12 protein-coding genes are annotated in these 12,074 nt (G+C 65.5%); 7 read left to right on the top strand and 5 right to left on the bottom strand.

The window, feature by feature from the left end; genetic code table 11:
* The 3 genes from JNK68_04705 to JNK68_04715 form a co-directional block, all read right to left on the bottom strand.
* The coding region (locus JNK68_04705) for an ABC transporter permease (GenBank protein MBL8539654.1) at nt 1–590 on the bottom strand (590 nt) is incomplete at its 3' end.
* Nucleotides 591–619: 29 nt separating this feature from the next.
* Nucleotides 620–1,210 carry an ABC transporter ATP-binding protein gene (locus tag JNK68_04710; protein ID MBL8539655.1) on the bottom strand — a complete coding sequence of 197 codons (591 nt, stop codon included), beginning with the start codon at nt 1,208–1,210 and terminating at the stop codon, nt 620–622.
* A gap of 98 nt (nt 1,211–1,308) precedes the next feature.
* Nucleotides 1,309–2,529 (bottom strand): efflux RND transporter periplasmic adaptor subunit, encoded by a 1,221-nt coding sequence (locus JNK68_04715; protein MBL8539656.1) that lies wholly within the window; start codon nt 2,527–2,529, stop codon nt 1,309–1,311.
* A gap of 394 nt (nt 2,530–2,923) precedes the next feature.
* Here JNK68_04715 and JNK68_04720 point away from each other — a divergent pair, with 394 nt between their 5' ends.
* Nucleotides 2,924–3,235: a hypothetical protein gene (locus tag JNK68_04720; protein MBL8539657.1), complete on the top strand. Its 312-nt coding sequence runs from the start codon at nt 2,924–2,926 to the stop codon at nt 3,233–3,235.
* Between the two features lie 171 nt (nt 3,236–3,406).
* The gene (locus JNK68_04725) at nt 3,407–3,601 is read left to right on the top strand and encodes a hypothetical protein (protein ID MBL8539658.1); all 195 of its coding nucleotides are present in this window, start codon (nt 3,407–3,409) and stop codon (nt 3,599–3,601) included.
* A 156-nt stretch (nt 3,602–3,757) separates the two neighbouring features.
* Here the strand turns inward: JNK68_04725 and JNK68_04730 are convergent, their stop codons facing one another.
* On the bottom strand, nt 3,758–4,516 hold the full coding sequence (locus JNK68_04730; GenBank protein MBL8539659.1) for a slipin family protein: 759 nt from the start codon (nt 4,514–4,516) through the stop codon (nt 3,758–3,760).
* A gap of 11 nt (nt 4,517–4,527) precedes the next feature.
* On the bottom strand, nt 4,528–5,928 hold the full coding sequence (locus tag JNK68_04735) for a nodulation protein NfeD (GenBank protein ID MBL8539660.1): 1,401 nt from the start codon (nt 5,926–5,928) through the stop codon (nt 4,528–4,530).
* 117 nt (nt 5,929–6,045) lie between these two features.
* Between JNK68_04735 and JNK68_04740 the strand changes: the two genes are divergently transcribed.
* The 5 genes from JNK68_04740 to JNK68_04760 all read left to right on the top strand — a co-directional run.
* The gene (locus tag JNK68_04740) at nt 6,046–8,025 is read left to right on the top strand and encodes an aminotransferase class I/II-fold pyridoxal phosphate-dependent enzyme (protein MBL8539661.1); all 1,980 of its coding nucleotides are present in this window, start codon (nt 6,046–6,048) and stop codon (nt 8,023–8,025) included.
* A 115-nt stretch (nt 8,026–8,140) separates the two neighbouring features.
* Nucleotides 8,141–9,337, top strand: a complete 1,197-nt coding sequence (locus JNK68_04745) for an acetylornithine transaminase (protein MBL8539662.1) — start codon at nt 8,141–8,143, stop codon at nt 9,335–9,337.
* Between the two features lie 21 nt (nt 9,338–9,358).
* Nucleotides 9,359–10,282 carry an ornithine carbamoyltransferase gene (gene argF / locus JNK68_04750; protein MBL8539663.1) on the top strand — a complete coding sequence of 308 codons (924 nt, stop codon included), beginning with the start codon at nt 9,359–9,361 and terminating at the stop codon, nt 10,280–10,282.
* 148 nt (nt 10,283–10,430) lie between these two features.
* Complete coding sequence (locus JNK68_04755; protein MBL8539664.1) at nt 10,431–10,979, top strand: cytochrome c; 549 nt, start codon at nt 10,431–10,433, stop codon at nt 10,977–10,979.
* Nucleotides 10,980–11,004: 25 nt separating this feature from the next.
* A partial coding sequence (locus JNK68_04760) for an argininosuccinate synthase (protein MBL8539665.1) occupies nt 11,005–12,074 on the top strand: 1,070 nt, incomplete at its 3' end.

Consider the following 12,074-nt stretch of genomic DNA (forward strand, 5'->3'; position numbering starts at 1 on the left):
GTGCGCTTGATGGTCTCGTTCAGGTAGTCCCAGTGGAAGAACATCTGGCTCGTATCCGTGCTCTTCTCGGCGCCGTCGTAGATGCCGCGCACGACGAAGCTCCACGTTCCCGGATAGATCGTGCCGCGCAGAGGCACCACGTCGCCCACCTTGAAGCCATGGATATCGGCGAGCTTGCGCCCGATGATCGCGCCCTTGCGGTCGCGGCGGAACGCCGCCAGCTCTGCCTCCGGCACCTGGTATTCCGGATACAGCTCGAAATAGGAGTTCGGGTCCACCGCGAACTGCGGAAAGAAGTTCTTCTCGGTGATGTAGACGCCGGCGAACCAGTTCGCCATGCTCACGCCCGTCACCCCCGGCACGCGACGGATCTTGTCGCGATAGTTGATCGGCAGCGGGAAGACGAGCGAGATCGAGTTGCGCGTGATGAGCCGCGTGTTCGAGGCGCCCTCCGCACCCGCGTACCAGGCGTCCACCACCGTCTGCAGCAACCCAAACGCGACGATTGCGATCACCAGCCCGAGCACGGTCAAGCCGGTACGCAAGCGGTGGCGGAAGGCATTGCGCAGGGCGAGCCGCAGGGATTCCATCGGCAGCTATCGGTCCTTCATCGCGGCGCCTAATCCGCGAGCACACCTTTTTCCAGATGTTTCAGGTGATGCGCGCGCTGCGCCGAGTGCGGATCGTGCGTGACCATGATGATGGTCTTGCCGAGCTCGTCGTTCAGCCGGTCCATCAGGTTGAGCACGTCCTCGGCGGAGACGCGGTCGAGGTCGCCGGTGGGCTCGTCGGCGACGAGCAGCGTCGGATCCGTGATGATCGCGCGCGCGATGGCGACTCGCTGCTGCTGGCCGCCGGAAAGCTCCGATGGATAGTGATCGAGCCGATCGCTCAGACCCACCATGGCGAGCGCGGCCTCCGCATGCTCCCGGCGCTGCGCGCGCGACAGCGTGGTGAGGACCAGCGGCAACTCGACGTTCTCCAGCGCGGTGAGCACCGGCATCAGGTTGTAGAACTGGAAGATGAAGCCGATGTTCGCGGCGCGCCACGCCGCCAGGTCCGCCTCGCCCAGGGCGCCGATGTCGGTGCCGTCCACCAGGAGCTCGCCGCTGTCCGGTGTGTCGATGCCGGCAATCAGATTGAGCAGCGTGCTCTTGCCGGAGCCGCTCGGCCCCATGAGCGCCACGAAATCGCCGGCGGCGATGTCCATGTTGATATCGCGCAGCACCTGCACGACCTGATCGCCGCGCCGGTACGACTTGGCGAGGTTGCGGATCTCGACTATCGGCGGCAGATCGGCGCCGCGGTTCACTTCTCTGCCACCTTTACCGCGGCCCCGTCCGCAAGCGTCTCGACCGGCTTGAGGACGATCTTCTCACCAGGCTTGACGCCGGACTTGATCTCGATCATCTCGCCCATCGTCTCGCCCATTGCGACCCGCACCCGCCGCGCGCGATCGCCTTCGACGACGAAGACCGCCGCCTCGCCGTCGCGCTTGACGACGGCGGAAGCCGGCACTGCGGTGCGCGCTTCCCGCTCGCCCTCGCGCAAGGGACGCTCGAGGAACGTCACCTTGGCGCTCATGTCCGGCAGCACGCGCTCGTCGCGCTCGACGAAACGCACCTTGACGAGCACGGTGGCCTTGGCGCGATCGACCGTCGGCACGATGCGCGACACCTCGCCGACAAAACGCGTGTCCGGCAGCGCGTCGAGCTGTATCTCCACCGGCAGCCCTACCTTCGCCTTCTGCAGATTCGATTCCGACACGTCGGCCTCGACCTCCAGCGTCGCCATGTCGGCCATGGTCACCACGGCGCCCTTGGTGTCGACCGCGGCGGAGAAGGTCGTGATCACGTCGCCCACGTTCGCGTTCTTGGTCAGCACGACACCGTCGAAGGGTGCGCGGATGAGCGTCTGCTCCACCGCCACTTCGGCGTTGCGGCGATTCGCTTCGGCCACACCGATGGCCGCCTGCAGGCCGGTGATGGCAGCCCGTGCGCGATCGTAGCGCGCCCGCGCCTGGTCGTAGGCGGACTGCGACAGGAACTTGCGTTCGACCAGTTCGCGCGCCCGGTTGAGTTCGAGGTCGGCGTTGCGCAACTCGGCCTGGCCCTGTTCGAGGTTGGCCCGCGCCACGTGCACGTTCGCCTGCGCCTGCATGAGAAGCGCGCTCACGTCCCGGTTCTCGATCCGCGCGATGATCTCGCCCTGGCGCACCTTGCTGCCTTCCTGCACGCCGAGCCATTCCAGACGGCCGGTCGCCTTCGACCCGACGGAGGCCTTCCGCTGCGGCACGACGTAGCCCGTCGCGTTGAGGAGCGCGATCGCCTGCGAGGGATAGGCGGCAGTCACCGTCGCCAGCGTCACTGGCTGGACCGCGCTCATGCGCGAGTAGGCAACGGCACCGGCTGCGATCAGCACGGCGGCGAGCGCGAGCCAGAGCCAGCGACGGGTGCGGCGCGCGCGCGAGACGGTAACCGCCTTCGCGCCGCGTTCGATGCGCAGCTTGGAGAGATCCTGGAGTTCCACCGGCGTAGCCTTCATGAGCGGGACGCGTATTGTACCGATGTCCCACGAAACAAAGCCCTACGCGAATCACGGCTTCGTCGCCGACTCGCGCTTTCGCCGCGAAGTGTCAAGCGCGCACGGACACTTTCGGGCCAACGCGCGTCGCCAACCTCAGTTTGCCGCACGCGCATCCGCGCCACCTTCCATCGGTCGACAACGTCCGCTCATACCCGACGTGGTGACGACGACGAAGAACGCAACACCTTCCATCGGTCGGCAGCAGCCGTTCGTGCCTCATCGCATCCCTATACTCGGCCCCATCCCTGGACGGGCCGCGCAGTCGGCGGCGCGCACCAGCCCGTGAATCTCGAACGCAGTGCATCCCGTCCACGCCTGGACGATAAGGAGCGAAGTCATGAAGAAGCTGGCAGTCGGCCTCTTGCTGTCCCTCAGCATCGGCGCCACCCACGCGGCATACGAGCCGAAGACCTTCGACATCAAGCACAACTCGGTGGTGAGCAATCCCGGCCGCGGCGCGGACGGCAGAAACTACTTCCTCAACTTCATCCGCGAGATCAGGAACAATGTCCGCGACAACTTCAAGACCACCGGCATCGCGCGGGCGCTGGGCAGCGGACCGAGCGGCGGCAGCAGTGGCGGCGGGTCGCACAGCGGTGGAGGTGGCATCGGCGGCGGGGGCGGGGGTGGCGGAGGTGTCTGCCGCTGATGCGGCTCGGCGCCACCCATCGGTCGATGCGGACCGTTCGTGCGGTCGCTTCGTATACTGAAACCCACAAAGTAAATACGCCGCCACACGCAGGAAGCGGTGAATTCTGCGGGGCCTGTGGCCCCGAAACATCAACCCGTGCAAACGCACGCAACGTCTGGAGCATATGACATGAAAAAGCTGGTATTGGGCCTCGCGCTGTGCATGGCTGTCAACGTCGCTCAGGCCGCGCCTCACGGCGGCCCGAGCCTGTCGAACATCTTCGACAAGATCGGCACCAAGCTGCAGGAGATCAAGAACAACATCAGCCACAACATCAGCCACGGCGGCGGTGGCGGCGGCAACGGCGGCGGAGTCTGCCGCTAACGCTTCAGGTTCACCGACGCGAAGCAGGAAGGGGCCACGGCCCCTTTCTTCTTTTTGGACCGGTCCGCGCCAACACATACGTCGTTCGCACTTGCAACGCGTCGACAAAATAAGCGACGGACAGCGTGCCGACGGTTGCTGTCCGTGGAGCGCCGCTCAGCGCGCGTTTCTCGCGGCCAGCAGCGACTCGATCAGATCGATCGGCAGCGGAAAGACGATCGTTGAGTTCTTGTCCGCCGCGATCGTGGTGAGCGTCTCCAGATAACGCAACTGCAGCGACTGCGGCACGCGGGAAAGCACTGCGGCAGCTTGTACGAGCTTCTCGGACGCCTGCAGTTCGCCTTCCGCATGAATCACCTTGGCGCGCCGCTCCCGCTCGGCTTCCGCCTGCTTCGCGATGGCCCGCACCATATTCTCGTTCAGGTCGACGTTCTTGATCTCGACGTTGGAGACCTTGATGCCCCACTGATCGGTCTGCGCATCCAGCGTCTTCTGGATCTCCAGGTTCAGCCGCTCCCGCTCGGCGAGCATGTCATCCAGCTCGTGCTTGCCGAGGATCGAACGCAGCACCGTCTGTGCGAGCTGGCTGGTCGCGAGCAGGAAGTTCTCGACGTTGATGATCGCCTTCTGCGGATCGACCACGCGGAAGTAGACCACCGCGTTCACCTTCACCGAGACGTTGTCGCGCGAGATCACGTCCTGCGGCGGCACATCCATGGTGACCGTGCGCAAATCCACTTTCACCATCTGCTGCACGCCGGGCACGATGAGAATGAGACCCGGCCCCTTCACCTTCCAGAAGCGTCCCAGCATGAACACGACGCCGCGCTCGTACTCGCGCAGCACGCGCAGCGATGCGAACACGATGATCGCGGCGACGAGAACGATGCCGCCCACACCCAGTTCTGCAAACATCGAATGGCTCCTCAGTTCTCTTCCACGACCACATCGAGCAGCAGCCCGTGCACGCCGACTACACGGACCTTCTGTCCCTTCCTGAGCGCAGTATTGCCACGCACGCGCCAGTTCTCGCCGAGCACGAAGGCGAAGCCTTCCGGCGCCGCATCTTCGACCATTTCACCGATGCTGCCCAGCAGTTCCTCGCGCCCCGTGACGACGGGTCGGCGCCGCGCCTTCACCGCCATGCCGACCACGACCAGAACGAAGAACGCGCTCGCCGCGGTGACCGCGGCCACGACGGACCACGGCACGGCGTAACCCGGCACGTCGGTGTCGATGAGCATGATCGAGCCCAGCACGAAGGCGATCACGCCGCCGATGCCGAGCGCGCCGAAGCTCGGCATGAAGGCCTCCGCCACCATGAAGGCGACGCCGAGGATGAGAAGGGCGAGACCGGCGTAGCTCACGGGCAGCATCTGCAGCGCAAAGAGTGCGGTCAGCAGCGCGATCGCGCCGACCACCCCCGGCACCACGAAACCGGGATTGTAGAACTCGAAGAAGAGCCCGTAGATGCCTATCAGGAGCAGGATGTAGGCAACGCTCGGATCGGTGATGACCGACAAGAGCTTCGTGCGCCAGTCGGACTCCAGCCGCTCGATGCGCGCTGATTTCGTGTTCAGCGTGCGCTCCCCCGTGGCCGTCGTCACCTTGCGCCCGTTGACCTGCCGCAGCAGATCGTTCACGTCGACCGCCACCAGGTCGATCACCTTCATCTGCAGCGCCTCGGATGCCGTCAGGCTCACCGATTCCCGCACCGCCTTCTCCGCCCACTCGGCGTTGCGGCCGCGCAACTGCGCGAGTCCCTTGATGTAGGCCGCCGCGTCGTTGACCTGCTTCGAGCGCATGGCGTCCTGGTTGCCGGGGACCTTGTCCTTCTTGTCCTCCGCTTTGTCGCCCTTTTCACCGGAATCCGCCGCCGGCTTCCCCTTGGGCTCCTGCGGCTCGCCGGGGGCACCGCCGATGGCCACCGGAGTGGCAGCGCCGAGATTGGTGCCGGGCGCCATGGCTGCGATATGACTTGCCAGCAGGATATAAGTGCCTGCGCTCGCGGCGCGCGCCCCGCTCGGGGAAACGAAGGTGGCCACCGGCACCGGCGAGGCGAGGATGTCTTTGATGATCTGGCGCATGGAGGTATCGAGGCCGCCCGGCGTGTCCATCGTCAGCACCACGAGCTGCGCCCCTTCCGCCTTGGCTTTGGTCAGCCCGCGCGAAAGGAAATCGGCGGTTGCGGGACCGATGGCACCGTCGACGGCAAGCACGACGACGGGGGCCGTGGCTTCTTGCGCCGCGGCCGGCACGGCGAGCCCGAAGAGCAGGAGAAGCAGGAGGGAGAATGGCTGGCGAAACATGATCCTGACACGAAGCATAGCCTGAAACTGTGCGACCCCGGGTTGACCGGGAAATTCCCCATCCACTGGCGGCCGCCGCCGAGTTGCTTAGCTGACGGAATTGGCGCATAAAGCGCCTTTTTTCCGCCGTCCCACATGCGCAACCCGGTGAGCCGCGTGCTCGTCATCAACGACGAGGCGCTCGTCCTGAAGGAGCTGATCAAGGGCTTGAACGGCGCCGCGAAGGCGCTCGACAACCCGCTCGGCATCACCTTCGCCGGCGTGGCGACGGCGCGCGAGGCGCTGCGCGCGATCGAGGACGACGGCGACCTGCAGGCGGTGGTGGTCGACGACACGCTCTACACGCTCGCCAACGGCAGGAGTTCGCGCCGCTCCCTGCAGATGACGGCGCTGTCTCTGGTGCAGAAGATCACGCGACTGCGCCCGGAGCTCAACGTCTACATCATGATCGCCAAGGAAGCCGAGGACGAGGTGGTGGACGCGCTCTTCTCCGAGGCGGTGGACGGCTACTTCTATCGCGAGGAGCGCGATTACCGCGGCTGGTACCGCATCCTCAACGCGCAGATCCAGGAGAAGGCGCGCACGCCCTTCTACGATCAGCTGAAAACCTACGTCTTCATGGCCAAGGACGCCTGGCATTCGCCCGGACACTCGAGCGGCGACAGCCTGCGCGACAGCCCCTGGGTGCAGGATTTCTATCAGTTCATGGGCGAGCACGTTTTCGACGCCGACCTGTCGGTGTCGGTGCCGATGCTCGATTCGCTCATGAAGCCGGGCGGTGTCATCCTCGAAGCACAGAAGATCGCGGCGAAGGCATTCGGCGCGCGGCGCACGTTCTTCGCCACCAACGGCACCTCGACGGCGAACAAGGTAATGCTGCAGACGCTGATTGCGCCCGGCGAGAAGCTCCTGCTCGATCGCAACTGTCACAAGTCGGTGCACCACGGAGTCATCCTGTCCGGCGCGCGGCCGATCTACCTCGATGCCTCGGTAAATCGGCGCTACGGCATCTTCGGTCCGGTGGCGAAGACGACGCTGCTGCAGGCGTTCGAGGAACACCCCGACGCGGAGGCCGTGGTGCTCACCTCCTGCACCTACGATGGACTGCGCTACGATCTCAAGCCCATCATCGAGGCGGCCCACGCCAGACGCATCAAGGTAATGGTCGACGAAGCTTGGTACGCCTTCGCCCGCTTCCATCCGGAATTCCGCCCGACCGCGCTCGAAGCCGGCGCCGATTACGTGACGCAATCCACGCACAAGGCGCTCTCGGCGTTCTCGCAGGCGAGCATGATCCACGTCAACGACCCGGAGTTCAACGAGCACATCTTTCGCGAAAGCTTCAACATGCACACGTCGACGAGCCCGCAGTACGCGATCATCGCGAGCCTCGACGTGGGCCGGAAGCAGGCGGTGATGGAGGGCTACAAGCTGCTCGCGCGCACCCTGGGTCTTGCACGCGAACTGCGCCAGCAGATCAACGCGACCGGCACGTTCCGCGCGCTGGAGCTCGACGATCTCCTGCCGGAGGAAGTGGCGAGCGACGGCATCTCGCTCGACCCGACCAAGGTGACGCTCGACATCTCCTCCTGCGGCTACACGGTGGAGGAACTGCAGAGCGAGCTGCTCGAGCGCTTCAATATCCAGGTGGAGAAATCCACCTTCAACACGCTGACGCTCCTGTTTACCATCGGCACCACGCGCAGCAAGGTGTCGCGACTGTACGACGCGCTCATGCGCATCGCACGCGAGGGGCGGGCGCCGCGCCGACTGTATCCGGCCCCGGAGCTGCCGCGCTTCACCGAGCTGCGCGTGCTGCCGCGCGATGCCTTCTACTGCACGGGCGAGCCGGTGCCGCTGCTGCTGGAGAACGATCAGGCGAACCTCGCGCTCGACGGCCGGGTGGCCGCCGACCAGATCACCCCCTACCCGCCCGGCATACCGGTGCTGGTGCCGGGTCAGCTCATCACGACCGAGATCATCCACTACCTGGTCGGACTGCTGCGCTCGCCGAAGAAGATCGAGATGCACGGCATCCTGTACGAGGGCTATCTGCCCTGCGTGCGTGTCCTGCAGGCGACCGAGGAGAACGCGCTGCGACCGCTCGGGCATTGAGCGCTGGCGGCCTCGCCCGATACTTGCAGGCGCCCGCCGATTCGGGTACATATTGCTTTCGTGGCGCACGCGTCCGGATCCGGCCCGTGTGCCTTTTGCTTTCTGGGGAACGGCCATGTCCAATCTGATGAATACCTACGCCCGGCTGCCGGTCGCCTTCGTGCGTGGCGAGGGCATCTGGCTCTGGGACGAATCCGGCAAACGCTATCTCGATGCGCTCTCCGGCATCGCCGTGTGCGGACTCGGCCACGCCCACCCGCGGCTCGCCCGCGCGCTGGCGGAGCAGGCCGCGACCCTGATCCACACCTCCAATCTGTACCGCGTGCCGCTGCAGGAGGCGCTTGCAACCCGGCTGTGCCAGCTCTCCGGCATGGATCGCACCTTCTTCTGCAACTCCGGCGCGGAAGCCAACGAGGCCGCGATCAAGCTCGCGCGCCTCTTCGGCCATCGCAAGGGCGTCGATCTGCCCACCGTCATCGTGATGGAGCGCAGCTTCCACGGCCGCACCATGGCCACACTCACGGCCACCGGCTCGCGCAAGGTGCAGGCGGGATTCGAGCCGCTGCTCACCGGTTTTGCGCGCGTTCCGTACAACGACATCGCCGCCGTCCAGCAGGTCGCCGCTCACAACAAGAACGTGGTCGCCGTGCTGGTCGAGCCGATCCAGGGCGAAGGCGGCATCCAGGTGCCGGATGCGGGATACCTCGCGACCCTGCGCTCGATCTGCGATGCGCAGGGGTGGCTCCTCATGCTGGACGAGGTGCAGACCGGCATGGGGCGCACCGGGCAGTGGTTCGCCTTTCAGCACACGGGCATCCGTCCCGACGTGATGAGCCTGGCGAAGGGGCTCGGTTCCGGCATCCCGATCGGCGCCTGTATCGCGGCGGGCGCGGCGGCGGAGGTTTTTGCGCCCGGCAACCACGGCTCCACCTTCGGTGGCAATCCCTTCGCCTGCACGGCCGCGCTCACCACGCTCGCCACCCTCGAAGACGAAGGACTGCTGGCCAACGCGCAGGCCGTCGGCGCGTTCCTGCGCGCGCGGCTCGCCTCCGGACTCGGCCATCTGCGCAGCGTGAAGGATGTCCGCGGCATCGGCCTCATGATCGGCGTCGAACTCGATCGTCCCTGCGGCGAGCTGGTGAAGCTCGCCCTCGAACGCGGGCTCATCATCAACGTGACCGCCGAGAACGTGATCCGCCTGTTGCCGCCGCTCATCATGACCCAGGCCGAGGCCGAGCTGCTGCTCGACAGCCTGGTGCCGCTCGTGGCCGATTTTCTGGCGACGCCGGTGGCGGCTGCCGCCGCCCGCTAGTTGCGACGATCGACGCGCGCGATGAATCCCGTGCGACATTTCCTGCAGTTCAGGGATTTCTCGCGCGACGAGTTCGAGTATCTGTTCGAGCGCACGCGCCGGATCAAGGACCAGTTCAAGTCCTACCAGCGCTACTGGCCGCTCGCCGACCGCACGCTCGCCATGATCTTCGAGAAGCAGTCGACGCGCACGCGACTCTCGTTCGAAGCGGGCATGCACCAGCTCGGTGGTGCGGCGATCTATCTCAACACGCGCGACACGCAGCTGGGGCGCGGCGAGCCGGTCGAGGATGCCGCCCAGGTCATTTCGCGCATGGTCGACGTGGTCATGATCCGCACCTTCGAGCAGAAGATCATCGAGCGCTTCGCCGCCCATTCGCGGGTGCCGGTGATCAACGGGCTCACCAACGAATACCATCCCTGCCAGATCCTCGCCGACATCTACACCTTCGTCGAGCATCGCGGGTCGATCGCCGGGCGCACCGTGGCCTGGATCGGCGATTCGAACAACGTCTGCAACACCTGGCTGCAGGCGGCCGAGGTATTCGGCTTCAACGTGCACGTCTCCACGCCGCCAGGCTACGAGATCGAACCGGAACGCGCGGGGCTCTACGGCACTGCGCACTACGAGCAGTTCGCCGATCCGCTCGATGCCGCTCGCGGCGCCTCGCTCGTCACCACCGACGTCTGGACCAGCATGGGCTTCGAAGCGGAGGACGAGGAGCGCCGGCGCGATTTCGAGGACTGGCGCGTCGACCTTGAGATGATGCGCCTCGCCACACCGGATGCGCTCTTCATGCATTGCCTGCCCGCGCACCGGGGCGAGGAAGTCGCGGCTGCCGTCATCGACGGCCCGCAGAGCGTCGTCTGGGAAGAAGCGGAAAACCGCCTCCACACGCAAAAGGCATTGCTGGAGTTTCTGGTGCTAGGACGAGTGAACACGTGACTAAGGCTCGGATGGAGTCGGTTTCGGCGCAGGCTAACTTGGCCAGCTGTAAGGGCGGCCAAGTTAAGCGCAGCGGCCGCAGCCAAAATCGCTTGCACACACAAAAAGCGTTGCTGGAATACGTGGTGCTCGGTCGGGTAGAGCAGCCGTGATCGCCGATGAGTCGGTGAAGCCTGTTTCGGCGCAAACTGACTTGACCAACCGCCAGCGAGATCAGGTCGAGCGCAGCGGCCGGAGCCAGGACAGGTTTCGCACGTGGTCCTGGTGGTTATTCCTCATCGTCGCATTGCTTCCGTCCCTGGCCCCGGCACAGTCCCCACCGCCCGACGACCCCAGAACCGCCGTCGACATGCCTGCGCTGCAGCGAGCATTGATTCGGGAAGAGATGCTGGACAACCTCGTGGCGCTCAACGAGATTCTTGCCGATCTCTCTGCAAACAAACCGAACGCAGCCGCAGATGTCGCGGAGCAGAAGCTCGGTCTCGGCTCGATGGGCAAACACGCCGCACGCACGGCCGGACAGGGGCCAGGGCGTTTCATGCCCGACTCGATGCGGTCGATCGGCATCGGCATGCACCAGGCGGCAAGCGAATTCGCGAAGGTGGCACGCACTGGCAACCGCGACGCGGCGTACCAGGCGCTGCAGCCGGTCGTAGGCGCCTGTGTCGCCTGCCATGCCGCCTTCCGCCTGCGTTGAATCCCCATCCGGAGTTAACTCAAACGTGACTAGTGCCAAGAAAGTCGTCCTCGCCTATTCCGGCGGCCTCGACACCTCCGTCATCCTCAAGTGGCTGCAGGACACCTACCGCTGCGAAGTGGTGACCTTCACCGCCGACTTGGGCCAGGGCGAGGAACTCGAGCCCGCGCGCCGCAAGGCGTTGCAGTTCGGCATCAAGCCCGAGCACATCTACATCGACGACCTGCGCGAGGAATTCGTGCGCGACTTCGTCTTTCCGATGTTTCGCGCGAACGCGATCTACGAGGGCGAATACCTGCTCGGCACCTCGATCGCGCGACCGTTGATTGCGAAACGGCAGATCGAGATCGCCCGCGAGACCGGCGCCGATGCCGTCTCCCACGGCGCCACCGGCAAAGGCAACGACCAGGTGCGCTTCGAGCTCGGCTATTACGCGCTGGAGCCGAACATCAAGGTGATCGCGCCCTGGCGCGAGTGGGACCTGCTCTCCCGCGAGAAGTTGATGGCGTATGCCGAACGGCACGGCATTCCGGTCGAGATGAAGCACCGCGAAGGCGGCTCGCCGTACTCCATGGACGCAAATCTCCTGCACATCAGCTTCGAGGGTCGCCATCTGGAAGATCCCGCGGCGGAGGCGGAACCGGGCATGTGGCGCTGGACCGTCGCGCCCGAGGACGCGCCCGACGCACCGGAGTATCTCGACCTCGAATACGAGCGCGGCGACATCGTCGCCGTCAATGGCGACCGCATGACGCCGGCAGCCGTGCTGACCGAGCTCAACCGTCTCGCCGGTAAGCACGGCATCGGCCGCCTCGATCTGGTGGAGAACCGCTACGTCGGCATGAAGTCGCGCGGCTGCTACGAAACGCCTGGCGGCACCATCATGCTGAAGGCGCACCGCGGCATCGAATCGGTCTGCCTCGACCGCGAAGTCGCGCATCTCAAGGACGATCTCATGCCGCGCTACGCCAGCCTGATCTACAACGGCTACTGGTGGAGCCCGGAACGGGAAGCGCTGCAGGCGCTGATCGACCACACCCAGCGGCACGTAAACGGCTGGGTGCGGGTCAAGCTCTACAAAGGGAGCGTCAGCGT

It is taken from the genome of Betaproteobacteria bacterium (assembly GCA_016791345.1).
GTDB lineage: Bacteria > Pseudomonadota > Gammaproteobacteria > Burkholderiales > JAEUMW01 > JAEUMW01.

What these genes read in the sequence shown, in the direction of transcription:
- JNK68_04710 (MBL8539655.1), bottom strand. Translation starts at nt 1,210, where the DNA reads ATGGACATCGCCGCCGGCGATTTCGTGGCGCTCATGGGGCCGAGCGGC.
- JNK68_04720 (MBL8539657.1), top strand. Translation starts at nt 2,924, where the DNA reads ATGAAGAAGCTGGCAGTCGGCCTCTTGCTGTCCCTCAGCATCGGCGCC.
- JNK68_04725 (MBL8539658.1), top strand. Translation starts at nt 3,407, where the DNA reads ATGAAAAAGCTGGTATTGGGCCTCGCGCTGTGCATGGCTGTCAACGTC.
- JNK68_04730 (MBL8539659.1), bottom strand. Translation starts at nt 4,516, where the DNA reads ATGTTTGCAGAACTGGGTGTGGGCGGCATCGTTCTCGTCGCCGCGATC.
- JNK68_04735 (MBL8539660.1), bottom strand. Translation starts at nt 5,928, where the DNA reads ATGCTTCGTGTCAGGATCATGTTTCGCCAGCCATTCTCCCTCCTGCTT.
- JNK68_04740 (MBL8539661.1), top strand. Translation starts at nt 6,046, where the DNA reads ATGCGCAACCCGGTGAGCCGCGTGCTCGTCATCAACGACGAGGCGCTC.
- JNK68_04745 (MBL8539662.1), top strand. Translation starts at nt 8,141, where the DNA reads ATGTCCAATCTGATGAATACCTACGCCCGGCTGCCGGTCGCCTTCGTG.
- argF (MBL8539663.1), top strand. Translation starts at nt 9,359, where the DNA reads ATGAATCCCGTGCGACATTTCCTGCAGTTCAGGGATTTCTCGCGCGAC.